Source organism: Sphingobium sp. SA2, assembly GCF_032227065.1.
GTDB lineage: Bacteria > Pseudomonadota > Alphaproteobacteria > Sphingomonadales > Sphingomonadaceae > Sphingobium.
The window spans coordinates 1,769,924-1,785,786 of sequence record NZ_JAPMXX010000006.1; the positions used below are offsets into that span (position 1 = coordinate 1,769,924).

Below are 15,863 nucleotides of genomic sequence, written 5' to 3' on the forward strand. Positions count from 1 at the left end.
GTGCCCGCCACCGCCATTTATGGCGGAAGCAGGCAGTTTGGCGCGAAACGCTACGGCATCGCGCAGCACGTGGCCGCAATTTTTTAGAAGGCCTCGCTGATCGAGCAGGCCGCTGGCCCCAGGATGACGACGAACAGGGTCGGCAGGATGAAGAGGATGAGCGGCACGGTCATGATCGCGGGCAAGCGCGCGGCCTTTTCTTCCGCGCGCATCATGCGATCATGACGAAATTCGGCGGAGAGGACGCGCAGCGCGGAGGCAAGCGGGGTGCCATATTTTTCGGTCTGGATCATGGTCGTCACCACGCCCTTGACCGCATCCAGCTTTACGCGCGTCGCGAGATTTTCAAACGCCATGCGCCGTTCGGTGAGGAAGGACAGTTCGATCGCGGTCAGCTGAAATTCGTCGCCCAGTTCGGGATAGGCCTTGCCCAATTCGCGCGCGACGCGGTTGAAGGCGGCATCTACGGTCAGCCCCGCCTCGGCGCAGATGACCAGCAGGTCGAGCGCATCGGGCAGTCCCTTGCGGATGGCGGCCGAACGCTTGGTCACCTTGTTGTCGATGTAGAGATCGGGCGCCTTATAAGCGAGTATCAGGGTGATGGCGAAGGCGAAGAAGCGCTTCAACGGTCCCCATTCCGGCTGGATGCCGACGACATAGAGCAGGGTGACGGCCAGTCCGCCGATGATGATCGGCATGAACATGCGGCCGAAGATCACGGCGACAGCGAGATCCTTGGACCGGATCCCGGCCTGGGCCAGGCGGATCTGGGCGTCCTTGAGCTGGTCGTCCTGCAAGACCTTCAGGCTCGACAGGAAGGAGCGCATATTGTCGGTCGTCTGGTTCTTCTTGACCAGACTGGCGCGGCGCTTGCCGGTGGAGGCGGTGATGCCCGCCTTCAACTGTTCGCGCCGTTCGTTGAGCGCCTTGACCCGCTTGGCCATCGGATCGCGCACGGTCATCACCGCATAAAGGGCAAAGAGCATGGCGAGCGTCGCCAGCGCGGCCAGCAGGGTGCCGACGTCAGTGGCCGTCAGGCCAAACAAGGTGCCGACTGGGGCAGGGGCGTCCATATCTTTTCTCCCGTCCCGATCAGATTTCGAAATTGACCATTTGCGCCATGATGAACGCGCCGATGCCCATCCAGCAGAAGCCACCTATGCCCACGACCTGCATCAGCGAAAGGCCAAAGAGGCCCGCCGGGTCTGGTGTGAAGAAAGGGCTCATATAGTCGAAGTTGATGTAGCAGATCATCCCGAACACCAGAAAAGGCAGCGCGCCGATGATATAGGCCGACGCCTTGGATTCCGACGACATGGCGCGGATCTTGAGCTTCATCTGCGCGCGCTGGCGCAGGACCGTCGCCAGATTGGACAAGGTTTCGGCCAGGTTGCCGCCGGTTTCCCGCTGGATCGACAAGGTGATGACGAAGAATTGAAATTCAGGCGTGCCCAGGCGATCGGCGGTTTCCTGCAACGCCTGTTCCATCGACCGGCCGATCTTGATCCGTTCGGTGATGAGCTTGAACTCTTCGCCCACTGGTCCGGGCACTTCGCTCGACACGATGCCCAATGTTTCCGCGATCGGCAGGCCAGAGCGCAGGCCGCGCGTCAGCAGTTCCAGGGCATCGGGGAATTTGGCGGTGAACTGATTGACCCGCTTGGTGATCAGGCGACCGACCCACCAGTGCGGCAGGCCAAGGCCCGCGGCGAGACCGAACATCAGCGCCATCAGCGGCGGAAATCCGCGTAGCATCAGCAGGGCGGCAAGCCCCAGGAAGATGAACGCACTGGCCGTCATATATTGGCTGAGCGTCCATTTCTTGCCGGTCATCACGATCCGCTTGGTCAGATTTTCCGGGTTGGGGATGAGCGAAACCAACATCTTGGTTTCGATGGTGGTGGAGCGGTTGGAAATCGCCTTGCGCATGCGCGCTTCCAGCAATGCTTCGGCCGAATCGCTGTGACGGCCGCGGATCATCGCGACGCGGCGCTTACGCGCCTTTTCCGGTGATGGACCGGCAAAGGCGACGACGGCGAGGCCCATGAGGGTCGCCATCAACACCATGATCAGGATGAAATTGCCGTCCATTATCTACCCCGTCCTTCATGGGCTGCCGTCGCCACCGGGCGACCTGCGTCGTCAATCTTCCAGCGCGGCGGCCTTGTCCTTGCGTCGCGACGGCATCATGGCCCTGAAGTCGATCTTGCCGAGCAGGGAGTCGCCCTTTTTCGCGGCAGATTTTCCACCGGATTGGGCCGATTCCGACTCTGCTGCACCCAATATCTCTTCGAGCAGGCTGGAGCAGGCTGCCCCGATTTTGCTGCCCTTGGCGGTTTCGGCCAGCGTCTTGCCGAGCTTTGCCGCCTGCGATGCCACGCGCAGGTCGAAGGGGATGAGGACATCGACCTTGCGCTCGATCGACTGTTCGAAATCCTTGCGGCTGATCTCCGGCGATCCAGGGTGGACGCGGTTGGCGACCACGACGACGCGACTGTTGGGCGCGTTCGTCTTGAGCCAGGACAGAATGCGGATCGTGTCGCGCGCTGACGCCAGCGTCAGTTCCGTCACGACCATCGTGACTTGAATCTCGCTGATCAGATGGGGGTGCTGAATCAGCATGGCGCGCGGCAGGTCGATGACGCTGCATTCGAAGACCGAGCGGAACTCCTCCAACAATTGGTAGAAGGCACCGCCATCGGTCAGCATCGGCTGGCTGATGGGGGCTTCGGCCGAGAGGATCGCTAGCGTGTCGCTAGCGCGGACCATGGCGCGTTCGATGAACAGGCCGTCGATCCGGCTCGGATTTTCGATCGCGTCGGTCAGGCCACGGCCCGGCTCCAGGTCGAGCGCGAGCGCATCGGTGCCGAAATGCACGTCGAGGTCGAGCAGCGCGGTCTGGCGCTTCTTCTTGTCCGACAGCAACCAGGCAAGCGAGGTCGCCAGGCTGGACGCGCCGACGCCGCCGCGCGTGCCGATGACCGCGACGGCCATATGCGGCCGGTCCGGCGTCGCATCGCGCGGGGCCATGAACACGGCCTGCGCATTGGCCAGCGCATCGCGCAACTGGTCGGCGCCGAACGGCTTAAGCAGATAATCCTGAATGCCGCTGGCAACGAGATCGCGATAGAGGCGCACGTCGTTGACTTGGCCCGCCGCGATGACGACGGTGCCCGGTTCGCACACTTCGGCGAGGCTGTTGATGTCGTTGAGCGGATCGCCGCTTTCGGACATGTCGACGAACAGGATCTGGGGCGAAGCGGTGATCGACAGGCTCTGGACGGCATTGCGCATCCCGCCCTTGTTCACTTTTTCAGGCGCCCAGCCCATTTCGGCCGCCACGGCGCGAACCATGTCGAAGCTATGATCGTCGCAGACGAAGGCGTGGAACGGATCGCGTGGACCAGCCGCGCCGGGTTTCCAGGGTGCGTTCATGTTACTCGCCTCCTCCGGCTTGCATTTCCTTGAGTTCGCCAGCACCGGTCGGCGGCTTTTCGCGATACGTCGTGATGGCGCGGTTGGAGGTCGCCGTCCGCAAATTGCTGTCGGTGCCCTGGCCGCGGACCAGATCTTCGGGATTGGCGACCATCGCCGCCAAATTGCTGTTGACGCCGCAGCCATAATTGCTCGACGCGCCCATATTCATTTCGGCTTCCTGCTTGGCCGACCAGTCGGGACAGCCAGGCACGGTTGCCGTGGCGCGGCGCACGACCAAGCGGAGCATGCCCTGCGGCGCGACGCCGGCCGCTGCCGAACTGTCGGTGCCGACCAGGAGACCCCGGCGCGCCGCCACGTCGGCGATGCCGTCATGCAGGGCGGGACCATAATAGCCGTCCGATACGATCGCCACCTGATCGCCATAGCTGAGGCCAATGGAGGTGAACCAGTCGTCCAGTCGACGGGTTTCGGCGGGCGTCAGCATATCGCCAGCGCCAGCCTGCACATCATAGGTGTAGGCGGCGTAGCTGACGACCGGTTGATGAACCGAATCGACGCTGCGGTTCTGGCTATCGGTCACGCAGGCTGTCAGTGGCAAAGCCATCAGGGCCAATACGGCCAGGGACTTGCGCGATAGACGGGTCGGGAGAGGGGAGGTCATGTCGTTCGTCCTTCCGTCAGAAACTGAAGCCAGGGGCGGCCGCGCCGGATTTCCCGGCCTTGCGGCTGTCGGCGCTGGCAACGACCGGGGCCGGGGTCGCCATCGCCTGCGGGCCGGGGGTCGGCACGCCGCCACCAGGCGCGCGGGTCGGCATCGGCGCGCGAGCGCCGCTGACGCCGTCATGGCCCTGCTGCAGGAACAGACCCTGGCCGACATCCGCGTTGCGGAAGCCATCGGTCGGCAGGCGCACGTCCGATGCGTTCATCGGCTTCACCAGATAGGGGGTGACGACGATGACCAGTTCGGTCTCGCTGCGCTGGAATTGGCGCGATTTGAACAGGCTGCCCAGGATCGGGATATTGCCGATGCCGGGCACCTTGTTGATGCCGTTGCTGGTTTCATTGTTGAGCAGGCCAGCAATCATGAAGGCCTGGCCCGACCCCAGTTCCACCGTGGTTTCGGCGGTGCGGCTCTTGAGCGCGGGGACGTCGGCATTTAGCGTGAAGTCGAGCGTCGACACGGTCGGGCGAACCCGCAGCGAAATGCGTCCATCGGCCAGAACCGTGGGGGTGAATGCCAACTGCACACCATATTGTTTGAACTCGATGCTGTTGCCCTGCTGACCGTTGTTGATCGTGTAGGGATATTCGCCGCCTGCGAGGAAGCTGGCGGTTTCGCCCGACAAGGCGGTCAGGTTCGGCTGGGCCAGCGTGCTGGCAAGGCCGCTCGATTCGGCGAGGTCCAACGCACCGGCAATGTCCATGCCCAGGATGCGGGCCACGCCGCCGAGGCTATAGCCGCCGTTTGCTGGCGTCGTGAACTCCCAGAAGCCTTCCTCGCGGTTGTAGGTTGCGAAATCCCTGGTGCCGCCGCCGACATTACCGGCAACGCGGCCGCCGGAACCATCGATACTGGCGAAATTCGTGCCGATCTTGTGCCCGACATCCTTGGCGACTTCGGCAATCTTGACTTGCAGCATGACCTGCAACGGCGTCGCCATGCGCAGGCGGCTGACCACGGTCACATCCTTGCCGACGAAAGCCTGCGTCAGCCGTTCGGCTTCGGCGGCGTCTTCGGGTGCCTGGATCGTGCCGGTCAAAAGGACCATGCCGTTCATCTTGTTGACCGCGACCTGCGCGCCGGGCATCGCCAGACGCAGCATGTCGTCGATGCTGGTCAGGTTGTTGCCGACCCGCACCGTGCCGGAAAACAGCACCTTGCCATTGGTGGCGGTGGCAAAGACCGTGGTTTCCCCCGGCTTCTTGGCGATCAGATAGAGCTGGTTCTGCGAGCGGACATGCACGTCGACCACATTAGGATCGCCGATGACCACATCGGACATCTTGGCACCCAGATTGACGACCCGGCTGCCGCCGACCGACATGAGGATGGCATTGTCCTGCGCGCTGGACGGGGCGGCGTTGACGGCCGTGCCGGGAACGGCGGTCGCCAGAATGGCAAGGCCGATGGCGAGGGCCGGGGCAGCGAGCGGCTTGACCGCGATGCGCCGTGCGAAGCTGTGCATGGTCTTCATCTTACTTCCCCCCGACCGGAACTTCGGTCACGCTGGTGCCGCGGGCCACGCGGATGACTGGGCCTTTGAAGGCGACCGTGCCCATCGGTGCGCCATTGGCGGCGACCATCGGTGGCATAGGCGCTTCGGCCTTGGCGGGGACGGAACTGCGCTGATAGCGCGAGACGTCGGCGCCGGTGGAATAGGTGGCACCACGATCGACCGGGCGCGACGCGAGCTTTGCAAGCAGTGCCTTTTCGGCGTTCGGGCTGGCCCCATCGGGCAGATCGACATCCGTGCCGGCAATGGCGGCATCGAGGTCCGATGAGTTGTCGGCCAGCGACCGCAGCGACAGCGACAGGGAGCCGACCGTCTGGGCAACCGCGATCTTCTCCGCGATCTTGGGCGTCACTTCGATCGTAACGTTGGAATAGGTCTGTACGACCGGCTTGCCGTCTGGCCCCATGGCATCCATGCGCTGGTCGGTAGCCAGGACGCGGATGTTGCGCAGGATGGTTTCGGACACGCGGAGCGGTTCGCCATCGCCCCCGCCCGCAACGCTTTGCGTCAGGACGAGGTCGATGCGGTCACCCGGAAAGACGAAGCCTGCGACCGAGCTTTGCGCCGAAACGGGCACGGTCACGGCGCGCATGCCAGCGCCAAGGGCGGCGGCGAGGAAGCCCCGATCGCCCGGCTTGACCAGGCCACCCTGGGTCAAGGGCTGACCGGCGGAGATGGCGGTGCGCACGACGCTGCCTGCAAGCTTGACCGGATCGGCCTGCCCCTTGAGATAATAGGCCTGTTCGATCAGATCCTTGGGCCAGGGCTGGAAGCGGAAACTTTCCGCGTCGAGGATGGTGCCGACGGGCAAGGCCTTGGTCGCAACCAGCACATGGGGCTGATCCGCTTCGGTCGGCATCGACGAGGCGGTGGCCTGCGGCGTGCTCGAAGAACTCAACATGTTGCGTGCAAGCAAGGCTGTAGTGACTGCTATGATAAGCGCCCCCACCAGCAGCACGATCTTCTTGGCATCCATGACGAAATTCGCCTCCCTCAAGCGGCTACACTGCCCCCAGTGCCCTACTCATCCCGTAAATTGGTTAAGATATCGTTGGCCAAGGTAGCAGCCATAAAGCGGCGAGCGAGATCGCCACGCCATAAGGTATTTCGGGCTGGCCCAGCCGCCGGGTCATGCGGTGATGGATCACCGTTATCAGGGTGACGAGACCGCCCAGCAGCGCCATCAGCACCAGCAGCGAGATGACCGCCTGCCAGGGAAACCAAAGCGCCAAAGCCGCGAGCAGCTTGACGTCGCCACCGCCCATCATGCCCATCGAGAATAGAGCGGCGAAGAGGATGAAGACGATGCCGCCCACCAGCAGTTGCACCGCGACATCGGGCCACAGGTTGAGGCCGCAGGCGATCCACCAGAGCGGTGCGAGAGCGGCGATGACGAAGTTGAGCCGGTTGGAAATGATCCGCGCGCGCAAATCGGTGATCGCCGCCGCAATCAGCAGCGCGCCCAGGGCGGCGATCAGCGCCAGCCGGAAATATTCCCCTAACATGGGCACTATTCCCTAGACCTGATGACTTACCAAACCGTAACCATGCGGTTCATGGATTCGCCCCTTTCTCCGGCTCCGGCCTTCGACACACCGGTTCTGGACCGGCGCGCCTGGCCGATGGGCGGGCGGCTGGACTATTGGACCGCGCCCGACGGCTGGCCGATTCGCCGTTACCAATTGGGCAGCGGCGCGCGCGGGCGCATGCTCGTCATGGGCGGGCGCGGCGACATGATCGAAAAATATTTGGAGGTCATTGCCCATTGGGCGGCGCGCGGTTGGGCCGTCACCAGTTTCGATTGGCGCGGGCAGGGCGGGTCGGGGCGTCTGACGGATGACCTGCTCTGCGGCCATATCGACGATTTCGCCGACTATATCGCGGACCTTCGCGCGCTGGCCGATGATTGGCGGGCGCTGGGTAGCGGACCAAGCGCGATGGTGGCGCATAGCATGGGCGGCCATATGCTGTTGCGGGCGCTGGCCGAGGGGATGACGCCACCCGATGCGGCGGTCGCGATCGCTCCGATGCTGGGCCTGCACAGTGCGCCGCTGCCCCGCTGGCTGGCGGTGATGGTCGCACAGCGAATGATACGACGCGGCAAGGGGCGGCTGCGTGCCTGGACGCAGAAGGAGGATTCGGAGCGGCAGCGGCGGATGCGGCAGAAGCGCCTGACGCATGACCCGGAACGCTATGCCGACGAACTATGGTGGCGCGACCATAGTCGCGAGATTGCCCTGGGGCCGCCAAGCTGGAACTGGGTCGCGCAGGCGCTCGAATCGACGCGGGCACTGAGCGAAGGCGATGGCCTCACGCAGATCGACGTGCCTTTGTTGATATTGGCGACGCGCGTGGATCAGCTGGTGTCCACCCCCGCCATCCGGGCGGCGGCGGCCCGCATTCCGGGCGCGCAACTGCATGTCTATGGGCGCGAGGCGGCGCATGAAATCCTGCGCGAACTGGACGGGGTACGTCTGGATGCGCTGGGGCGGATCGATGCTTTTCTGGATGAGGCCGCCCGGTGAGCCTGCCCGATATCGTGATTGTCGGTGGCGGGATGGCGGGGGCCAGCCTGGGCGCTGAACTGGCGGCGCATGGCCGCGTGCTGGTTCTGGAGATGGAGCGGCAGGCGGGCTATCATGCGACCGGCCGGTCCGTGGCCTTTTGGGAAGAAACCTATGGCGGTCCGGCAGTCCAGCCGCTGACCACGGCATCGGGGCCGATGCTGGCGGCCCCCGATCCCGACTTTCATGACGGCAGCTTCCTGTCGCCGCGCCGCACCCTGCATATCGGGCGGGCTTCGGATGAAGCGGCGCGCGATGCGCTGATCGCCGATTTTGCGGGCAGGGTGGATTTGCAGCTGGTCGATCCGGCCGCCTACGTGCCGGGTCTAAGGCCCGACTGGACGCTGGGCGTGATGGAGGCGAGTTGCCGCGATATCGATGTCGCGGCGCTGCATCAGGCCTGGTTGCGGCAATTGCGTCGGCGCGGCGGGGCGATGCAACTGGGCGCGCGGCTGATCAGCGCACGGCGCGAGGGGAGTGGCTGGCGGATCGAGACAGCGGACGGGCCGCTGGATTGTGGGCTGATCGTCAATGCAGCGGGCGCCTGGGCGGATGATGTCGCGCAGGCCTGTGGTGTCGCGCCGGTCGGGATCACGCCGTTGCGGCGGACGGTGGCGCAATTGCGGGTGCCGTCCTTGCCATCGCCTGACCTGCCACTGGTGATGGACCTTGGTGGCGGCTTTTATTTCAAGCCGGAAGGGCGCGACCGTGTGTGGCTGACCCCGCATGACGAAGTGCCTTCACCGCCCTGCGATGCTGCGCCGGAAGAGATGGCCGTGGCGCAGGCGGTGGCGCGGTTCGAGGCGGTGGTGGACTGGCCGGTGGCAGGCATTGAACATCGCTGGGCCGGGCTGCGCAGCTTCGCGCCGGATCGCGCGCCGGTCTATGGCTTCGATCCCGACATGCCGGGCTTTTTCTGGTTCGCGGGGCAGGGCGGTTTCGGCATCCAGACGGCACCGGCTGCTGCGATGTTTGCGGCCAGCCTGATCCGGGGTGTGGCACCGCCAGATTCTCTCGCGCCAATCGATGCTGCTACCTATGATCCGGCCCGGTTTCGATCGTCAATCGCGCGGCTTGTGCTTTGAAAGCAGATAGCGCCACACGCCGACGGCGTTGATGACCAGCAGCGCGACATTCTGCCAGCCAATCCCCTCGCTATCCTCGGCCAGAAAGCCCCAGCCGATCAACGCGATCGAGCTGGTGACGAACAGCACGAAGGCCCAGCCGGTGATCCGTCGGCCAAGGTTCAGTGAGACGATCAAGGCCGCCAACGTAGCGGCGCCCGCGCCATAATATTGCAGGGCAGTGAGGATGGTGTCGGACATGGATCTTTGAACGCCGCGCCAGCGCCATGGTTGCGATCAGGCAGGCAGCGGCCTAGGCAGACGCGCATGATCGCCAGCATCGACCCGTTCCACGCCATCGCCATCAGCCGCGAGGCCCATGCCCTCGAAGCGCAGGGCCGTTCCATCCTGCATATGGAATTCGGCCAACCATCGACCGGCGCACCCGCCGCCGCTATCGCCAGGGCGCATCATGTGCTCGACACCGATCCGATGGGCTATTGGGAAAGCCCGGCGCTCAAAGAGCGGATCGCGCGCCTTTATGCCGAACGGCATGGGGTGGCGGTGGAGGCCGAGCAGGTGCTGTTGACCTGTGGCGCGTCGCCGGGTCTGGTGCTGGCACTGACCAGCCTGTTCGCGCCCGGCGCACGGGTGGCGACGGCGCGGCCGGGCTATGTCGCCTATCGCAATACGTTGAAGGCGCTCTACCTGGAGCCTGTCGAGGTCGGATGCGGCCCGGCCGAACGCTATCAGATCAGTGCCAAGGCGCTGGCGGCGATCGATCCCGCGCCCGATGGGCTGATCCTGGCCAGTCCGGCCAATCCCACCGGCACCATCATCCCCGCCGACGAACTCGCGCGGATCGCGCAGGTCTGTGCCGATCGCGGCATCCGCATCGTGTCGGACGAAATCTATCATGGGCTGAGCTTTGCCGAGCCGGCCCATTCAATGCTGGAATATGCGCCCGACGCGGTGGTCGTGAACAGCTTTTCCAAATATTTCAGTATGGCCGGGTGGCGGCTGGGGTGGATCGTCGTGCCGCCCGCGCTGATCGACGCGGCGCGGGCGCGGATGGGCAATCTGTTCCTGACGCCGCCGGTGCTGGCGCAGCAGGCGGGGCTGGCCGCGTTCGATTGCGCCAACGAGTTGGAAGCGCATGTCGAAACCTATCGCCGCAACCGGCAATTGCTGCTCGACGCGCTGCCAGCACTGGGCCTGGCACGGATCGCGCCGCCCGATGGCGCTTTCTATATCTATGCCGATGTCGGGCATCTGACGCAGGATAGCCTCAGCTTTTGCCAGCGGCTGTTGCGCGAGACGGGGGTGGCGACCGCGCCGGGGATCGATTTCGATCCGGTCGACGGGCATCGCTTCATCCGCTTCAGCTTTGCGGTGTCGACCGACCGGGTCGAGGATGCGATCGCGCGAATGATCCCCTGGTTCGCGGCGCAGCGCCGCGCTTAGCCCCGCGTCCGGTCGAACGTCGCCATCTCATAGGCGATCGACGCTTCGACCAGTTGCTCCCATAATTCAGCGATGATGTCGGCGGGGGCACCCAGCCGCTCCGCCTCGGCGCAGGCATTGGCGATGACCTGCGCCTTGCGGGCTTCGTCGCGCACGGCGCTGCGATCGGGCTTGATGCGGGCGGCGGCGCGCATATGCGCAAAGCGCTCGGCAAGCAGCGCGACGAGCTGGCGATCCAGCGCATCGACGCCCGCGCGCACCTGCGCCATGGAGGTATAGTCGTCAGGGTTCATGACCGCCGGATTAAGCCGCGCGTCCAGCCCTGTCGAGGGTTGACATGCCCGGCCCTTCTCTCCATAGGCGCGCCTTCGCGATTGGTCCCGCATCCCGGTGAAGCGGTGGCCCTGCCCCTGAGCGTTTCGACGCAATACGGACGTAGGCGATACCGGGGGTAACATTCACCCTCCCCGAAAAGTGGGAACCGGTTTTCGGATCAGGGGGGTGAACAAACGTCGTTAGCAGTTGTTAGGAAATATCTATGACGAAGCGCACAAGCGCCAAGTATAAACTCGACCGTCGCATGGGCGAGAACATTTGGGGCCGTCCCAAGTCGCCTGTCAACAAGCGCGAATATGGTCCGGGTCAGCATGGCCAGCGCCGCAAGGGCAAGGTGTCCGACTATGGCATCCAGCTGCGCGCCAAGCAGAAGCTCAAGGGCTATTATGGCGACATCACCGAGAAGCAGTTCAAGAAGAACTATTTCGAAGCGAGCCGCATGAAGGGCGACACCGGCCAGAACCTCATCGGTCTGCTGGAGCGCCGCCTGGACGCCGTCGTCTATCGCGCCAAGTTCGCGCCGACCATCTTTTCGGCCCGCCAGATCGTTTCGCACGGCCACATTTATGTGAACGGCGTCAAGTGCAACATCGCGTCGCGTCTGGTGAAGCCGGGCGACGAGATCACGCTGGGCAAGAAGGCGCAGGAAATGGCGCTGGTGATGGAAGCACAGGCCCTGGCCGAGCGCGACATCCCCGACTATGTCGCGCCCGACGGCGCCGCCAAGGTCAGCTATGTCCGCGTGCCGACGCTGGATGAAGTGCCTTATCCGGTGAAGATGGAACCGAACCTGGTCGTCGAATTCTATTCGCGCTAATCGGTTTTCCGACAGGCTCCACGAAAAAGGGCGGTTCCGCAAGGAGCCGCCCTTTTTCTATCTGGGGCTATTTCCCCGCCGCCAGCAGGAAGTCGGCGCTCTGCTGGAGCATGTCGGCGCGCGCATCGCTGTCGTTCAGGCTGTGCGCCAGCCCGTCATAGATGACCAAGCGGCTGCGCTTGCCCGCGCCTTCCAGTTTGCCTTGCATGATTTTTGCCTGGCTGATGTCGACATTGCCGTCGTTTGTGCCGTGAAACATCAGGACCGGGGCGCGGAACTGCGCGGCATGGCTGGATGGCGAAGCGTCTTCGGCCTCCGGGCCAGTGCCCATGCGCTGCTGCTGAACGAGGTAACTGCTGTCATATTGCGCGCGGCGCAATCGATCGCCGAAATCCGTGACGGGCGCGATGGCGACCACCGCCTTGAACAGATCGGGGTCGATGACCTGCGCCTGCAGCGCCGCATAGCCGCCATAGGACCAGCCCGCGATGGTCAGCTTCGCCGGGTCGGCAATGCCCTGTGCCACCAGCCATCGTCCGGCGTCCACGACGTCGCCGATCGCCTTGCGCCAGGATCGATAGCCATTTTGCATCAGCCATTGTTCGCCAAAACCATAGGAACCGCGAAACTGCGGCTGGATGACGGCGAAGCCGCGTGCCGCATAATATTGCACCAACCAGTCGAAACCCCATTCGTCCCGCGACTCCGGGCCGCCATGGGGCAGGACGATGGCGGGCAGACCCTTGGCGCTTTCTTTGCCGGGCGGCAGCGTCAGATAGGCTGGGATCGTCACCCCATCGCTTGCCTTGAAGCTCGTCGATTGCATCGTGGCCAGTTGGCGGCCAGCCAGTTCGGGGCGATCCGGCATCAGGGGTGACAATTTGCGCGCCGTCCGATCGAACAGATAATATTGGCCCGGATCGATGTCGCTACCGGCCCATACCAGCACCCGCTGCCCATCGCTGCTCATGTCGCCGATGTGAACAGCCTTGCCACCCAGCGCCTTACCCAATGAGGTAACAAGAGAAGCTGCGTCTTTGTCGAAATACACGGCTTCGCGATGCTCCAGCACATAGCTGACGCCCACGACCCGGCGCTCCCGCCCGACGCGGATCAAACCGGCGACATCGACTTGCGGATGGGCGAAGACGACTTTCTTTTCCTGCCCAGGGTCAAGCGCGATCGATACGAGCGCCCTACGCCCGTTGGTCTTTTCAAAGCCATAGGCAATATTCTGCTGCGGCTCGACCGCGAGAGGATAGAAGCCGCTATAGTCGCGCACGTCATAGGTGGAAAGGTCGTCCCAGCCCGACTTGCCTAGCGGTCTGTAGAGGAATTTATAGGTGCCCCTGGCATAGCCCGTGCCCTTATTCTCTTGCAGCCCCATGATCCGGACAGTGCCGGTACCATCCGAAATATAGTCGATCGCCAGTTTGGCCGGTGTTTCAACCCGCTTGCCGCTGCCACTGCGGGTATCGATGCGATCGACACCGAGCCCCTCCAGCCGCTTCTCTACAAGGCTGCCGATCTTGGCTTCAGGGACATAGGATCGGGTCATCAATATCGCGCCGTCTTCGCCGGGCAGCAGATCGACGATGTCACCCCCGCGAAAATCGGCATGCAACGCATTTTGGCCCCGCCGCTGGCTCAGCAGTTTGGCGTTGCCGCCGGATGCATCCACCGCGAAAATGTTGCTGAAGCCATAGACGTCGTCGGCATAGCGGCTTTCGCCATAAATCTGGCAAGCTAGGCGATCGGTCGCGACCCAATCGCAGCTGGAGAGATATTCCGGTTTACCGGTGGTCGTGGCCGCCACCGTCAACTCCGCACCTTCCTTGGCCTCCAACACATAAGCGCGGCTCGTTCGTCCTGGCCCCGCCGAAATCAGTGCGATTTTCTGGCCATCGGGCGAAATGCTGGCGGAAATCACAGTTTCGCGCGCGCCAAAGGCCTTGGCGAGGGCATCAGGCGGGGTTTGCGCCAGCGCAACCGGCGCGGTTCCGGTGGCCAGCGCCGCCATGATCACTGCCTTGCGAAATCCGATCATGCCCATTCACTCCCCCATTGCCCCAGTAACAAATGGCTAGGCGAGCGCTGCAGACTTGGCAACGGCCTTGCTTGCCCTGTGTCCCGCACAGTGGCATCACCCTGCTATCACAAGAATAAAGGGTGCCTTTCATGCGTAGCTCCATCGCGGCGATTGCCGCCGTTCTCGCCCTTTCCGCCTGTGCCACCGATGGCATGGATGCGCCGCCCGCGTCGGTCGCTGCGGCACCCGATGCCGCCGAGCCATCAATCGATACGATGAAGCGGCTGGTGCAGGAAATGTCGTCCGACGCCTATGAGGGCCGCGCGCCTGGCTCTGCGGGCGAGGAGAAGACGCTGGCGCTGCTGGTGGCGGAGTTCAGCAAGCTGGGGCTGAAGCCGGGCAACAAGGGCAGCTGGTTTCAGGATGTCCCGCTGGTCGAGATCAATGCCAAGAATGTGTCGCCGCTGACTTTCATGGGCGGCAAGAGTGCGGTCAGCGCCAGCTATGGCCCCGAAATGGTGGTCGGCACTTATCGCACGACCCAGCCCAGCATCGCGGTCAAGGACAGCCCGGTCGTGTTCGTGGGCTATGGCATCAACGCCCCCGAAAAGGGGTGGAACGACTATGCGGGCGTGGATGTGAAGGGCAAGACCGTCATCATTCTGGTCAATGATCCCGACTATGAAGCGACGGGCCTGACCGGGCCGTTCAATGGCCGGGCGATGACCTATTATGGCCGCTGGACCTATAAATATGAGGAAGCGGCGCGGCAGGGCGCGGCCGCCGCGATCATCGTGCATGATACGGTGCCCGCCGCCTATGGCTGGAACGTCGTGCAGTCGAGTTGGACTGGCGCGCAGCATGTCGCCGACAGTGCGGATGGCAATGCCAAACAATCTTCGGCGATCGGCTGGATTCAAAAGGACAAGGCAGCGGCCATGTTCGCCAGCGCCGGGCTGGACCTGACCGCGCAGATGGCGGCCGCCAAGCAAGTGGGGTTCAAGGCGGTGCCGCTGGGCGCGGTCAAGGCGTCGGTGTCGTTCGACAACGACCTGCGCAAACATAGTTCGAAGAATGTCGTCGCGCTGCTGCCCGGCAAGACGCGGCCCGATGAATATGTCCTCTACAGCGCGCATTGGGACCATCTGGGCCGGTGCCAGGCCGCGCCCGATGGCGATGACATCTGCAACGGCGCGGTCGACAATGCGACCGGCACGGCGGCACTGGTGGCGCTGGCGGAAGCCAATGTGAAGGCGGGGCCGACCGATCGCAGCCAAGTGTTCCTGGCGGTGACGGCGGAGGAATCGGGGCTATTGGGGTCGGCCTATTATGGCAGCAATCCGGTGGTGCCGTTCAACCAGACCGTTGGTGGCGTGAACATGGATGCACTGTCGGTCGCGGGTCGCGCCAAGAATGTGGTGGTGATCGGCAAGGGCAAGTCGCAGCTAGACGCCTATCTCGACCGCGCCTTGGCCGCGCAGGACCGGGTGGCCACGGTGGAGCCGACGCCGGAAAAGGGCTATTATTATCGCTCCGACCATTTCAGCTTCGCCAAGCACGGCCTGCCGATGCTCTATTTCGAAGGCGGCGAGGATCTGGTCAATGGCGGCACGGCGGCGGGCATGGCCGCAGCGGAGGATTATACCAAGAACCGCTACCACGGGCCAAAGGATGAATATGATCCCAATTGGGACTGGACCGGCGTGCTGGCCGACCTGAAGCTCTATTATACGGTCGGGCGCGATCTGGCGAATACGACCGACTGGCCCAATTGGGTGGATGGCGACGAATTTCGCGCGATCCGCGACAAGGATCGGGCAGGGAAATAGTCAGTCAACAAAGCTACGTTCGTTTCGCGCGAAGTCGAGAAACGCAGGCACCGCGCTTCCGCTTCTCGACTTCGCTCGAAGCGAACGG

14 protein-coding genes and 1 pseudogene are annotated in these 15,863 nt (G+C 63.8%); 5 read left to right on the top strand and 10 right to left on the bottom strand.

The window, feature by feature from the left end; genetic code table 11:
- Positions 1-83: 83 nt before the first annotated feature.
- From OVY48_RS16395 to OVY48_RS16425, 7 genes and pseudogenes are all read right to left on the bottom strand, one after another.
- Entirely contained in the window at positions 84-1,073 is a 990-nt protein-coding gene (locus tag OVY48_RS16395; RefSeq protein WP_037476584.1) for a type II secretion system F family protein, read from the bottom strand.
- A 19-nt stretch (positions 1,074-1,092) separates the two neighbouring features.
- Positions 1,093-2,091, bottom strand: coding sequence for a type II secretion system F family protein (locus OVY48_RS16400; RefSeq protein WP_069066268.1), 999 nt, complete (start codon positions 2,089-2,091; stop codon positions 1,093-1,095).
- Positions 2,092-2,142: 51 nt separating this feature from the next.
- Positions 2,143-3,435: a pilus assembly protein CpaE gene (locus tag OVY48_RS16405; protein ID WP_313923623.1), complete on the bottom strand. Its 1,293-nt coding sequence runs from the start codon at positions 3,433-3,435 to the stop codon at positions 2,143-2,145.
- 1 nt (position 3,436) lies between these two features.
- Entirely contained in the window at positions 3,437-4,099 is a 663-nt protein-coding gene (locus tag OVY48_RS16410; RefSeq protein WP_313923624.1) for a CpaD family pilus assembly protein, read from the bottom strand.
- Positions 4,100-4,115: 16 nt separating this feature from the next.
- The gene (locus tag OVY48_RS16415) at positions 4,116-5,633 is read right to left on the bottom strand and encodes a type II and III secretion system protein family protein (RefSeq protein ID WP_313923626.1); all 1,518 of its coding nucleotides are present in this window, start codon (positions 5,631-5,633) and stop codon (positions 4,116-4,118) included.
- Between the two features lies 1 nt (position 5,634).
- A complete protein-coding gene (cpaB, locus tag OVY48_RS16420) occupies positions 5,635-6,648 on the bottom strand; it encodes a Flp pilus assembly protein CpaB (protein ID WP_313923627.1) in 1,014 nt (337 codons plus the stop codon).
- 48 nt (positions 6,649-6,696) lie between these two features.
- A pseudogene (locus OVY48_RS16425) lies at positions 6,697-7,177 on the bottom strand (prepilin peptidase).
- A 42-nt stretch (positions 7,178-7,219) separates the two neighbouring features.
- Here OVY48_RS16425 and OVY48_RS16430 point away from each other — a divergent pair.
- Complete coding sequence (locus OVY48_RS16430; protein WP_409593703.1) at positions 7,220-8,197, top strand: alpha/beta fold hydrolase; 978 nt, start codon at positions 7,220-7,222, stop codon at positions 8,195-8,197.
- Entirely contained in the window at positions 8,194-9,321 is a 1,128-nt protein-coding gene (locus OVY48_RS16435; protein WP_313923629.1) for an FAD-dependent oxidoreductase, read from the top strand. Before OVY48_RS16430 ends, OVY48_RS16435 begins: the two co-directional genes overlap by 4 nt.
- On the opposite strand, the gene OVY48_RS16440 is transcribed toward OVY48_RS16435, so the two are convergent.
- On the bottom strand, positions 9,298-9,561 hold the full coding sequence (locus OVY48_RS16440; RefSeq protein WP_313923630.1) for a hypothetical protein: 264 nt from the start codon (positions 9,559-9,561) through the stop codon (positions 9,298-9,300). The genes OVY48_RS16435 and OVY48_RS16440 overlap by 24 nt on opposite strands.
- A gap of 66 nt (positions 9,562-9,627) precedes the next feature.
- Between OVY48_RS16440 and OVY48_RS16445 the strand changes: the two genes are divergently transcribed.
- Positions 9,628-10,764, top strand: a complete 1,137-nt coding sequence (locus OVY48_RS16445) for a pyridoxal phosphate-dependent aminotransferase (protein ID WP_313923631.1) — start codon at positions 9,628-9,630, stop codon at positions 10,762-10,764.
- Here OVY48_RS16445 and OVY48_RS16450 read toward each other — a convergent pair.
- The gene (locus OVY48_RS16450) at positions 10,761-11,057 is read right to left on the bottom strand and encodes a chorismate mutase (protein WP_313923633.1); all 297 of its coding nucleotides are present in this window, start codon (positions 11,055-11,057) and stop codon (positions 10,761-10,763) included. The genes OVY48_RS16445 and OVY48_RS16450 overlap by 4 nt on opposite strands.
- A gap of 245 nt (positions 11,058-11,302) precedes the next feature.
- On the opposite strand from OVY48_RS16450, the gene rpsD reads away from it, so the two are divergent.
- The gene (gene rpsD / locus OVY48_RS16455; protein ID WP_037476595.1) at positions 11,303-11,917 is read left to right on the top strand and encodes a 30S ribosomal protein S4; all 615 of its coding nucleotides are present in this window, start codon (positions 11,303-11,305) and stop codon (positions 11,915-11,917) included.
- Positions 11,918-11,984: 67 nt separating this feature from the next.
- Here rpsD and OVY48_RS16460 read toward each other — a convergent pair whose 3' ends face one another.
- Positions 11,985-13,964, bottom strand: coding sequence for a S9 family peptidase (locus OVY48_RS16460; protein ID WP_313923634.1), 1,980 nt, complete (start codon positions 13,962-13,964; stop codon positions 11,985-11,987).
- A 131-nt stretch (positions 13,965-14,095) separates the two neighbouring features.
- On the opposite strand from OVY48_RS16460, the gene OVY48_RS16465 reads away from it, so the two are divergent.
- Complete coding sequence (locus tag OVY48_RS16465) at positions 14,096-15,775, top strand: M28 family peptidase (RefSeq protein ID WP_313923635.1); 1,680 nt, start codon at positions 14,096-14,098, stop codon at positions 15,773-15,775.
- The last annotated feature ends 88 nt before the right edge of the window (positions 15,776-15,863 follow it).

Excerpts from the sequence above, each read along its gene's own strand:
- OVY48_RS16405 (WP_313923623.1), bottom strand. The coding sequence starts at position 3,435 with ATGAACGCACCCTGGAAACCCGGCGCGGCTGGTCCACGCGATCCGTTC.
- rpsD (WP_037476595.1), top strand. The coding sequence starts at position 11,303 with ATGACGAAGCGCACAAGCGCCAAGTATAAACTCGACCGTCGCATGGGC.
- OVY48_RS16460 (WP_313923634.1), bottom strand. The coding sequence starts at position 13,964 with ATGATCGGATTTCGCAAGGCAGTGATCATGGCGGCGCTGGCCACCGGA.
- OVY48_RS16440 (WP_313923630.1), bottom strand. The coding sequence starts at position 9,561 with ATGTCCGACACCATCCTCACTGCCCTGCAATATTATGGCGCGGGCGCC.
- OVY48_RS16395 (WP_037476584.1), bottom strand. The coding sequence starts at position 1,073 with ATGGACGCCCCTGCCCCAGTCGGCACCTTGTTTGGCCTGACGGCCACT.
- OVY48_RS16400 (WP_069066268.1), bottom strand. The coding sequence starts at position 2,091 with ATGGACGGCAATTTCATCCTGATCATGGTGTTGATGGCGACCCTCATG.
- OVY48_RS16415 (WP_313923626.1), bottom strand. The coding sequence starts at position 5,633 with ATGAAGACCATGCACAGCTTCGCACGGCGCATCGCGGTCAAGCCGCTC.
- OVY48_RS16430 (WP_409593703.1), top strand. The coding sequence starts at position 7,220 with ATGCGGTTCATGGATTCGCCCCTTTCTCCGGCTCCGGCCTTCGACACA.
- OVY48_RS16450 (WP_313923633.1), bottom strand. The coding sequence starts at position 11,057 with ATGAACCCTGACGACTATACCTCCATGGCGCAGGTGCGCGCGGGCGTC.
- OVY48_RS16465 (WP_313923635.1), top strand. The coding sequence starts at position 14,096 with ATGCGTAGCTCCATCGCGGCGATTGCCGCCGTTCTCGCCCTTTCCGCC.
- OVY48_RS16445 (WP_313923631.1), top strand. The coding sequence starts at position 9,628 with ATGATCGCCAGCATCGACCCGTTCCACGCCATCGCCATCAGCCGCGAG.
- cpaB (WP_313923627.1), bottom strand. The coding sequence starts at position 6,648 with ATGGATGCCAAGAAGATCGTGCTGCTGGTGGGGGCGCTTATCATAGCA.
- OVY48_RS16410 (WP_313923624.1), bottom strand. The coding sequence starts at position 4,099 with ATGACCTCCCCTCTCCCGACCCGTCTATCGCGCAAGTCCCTGGCCGTA.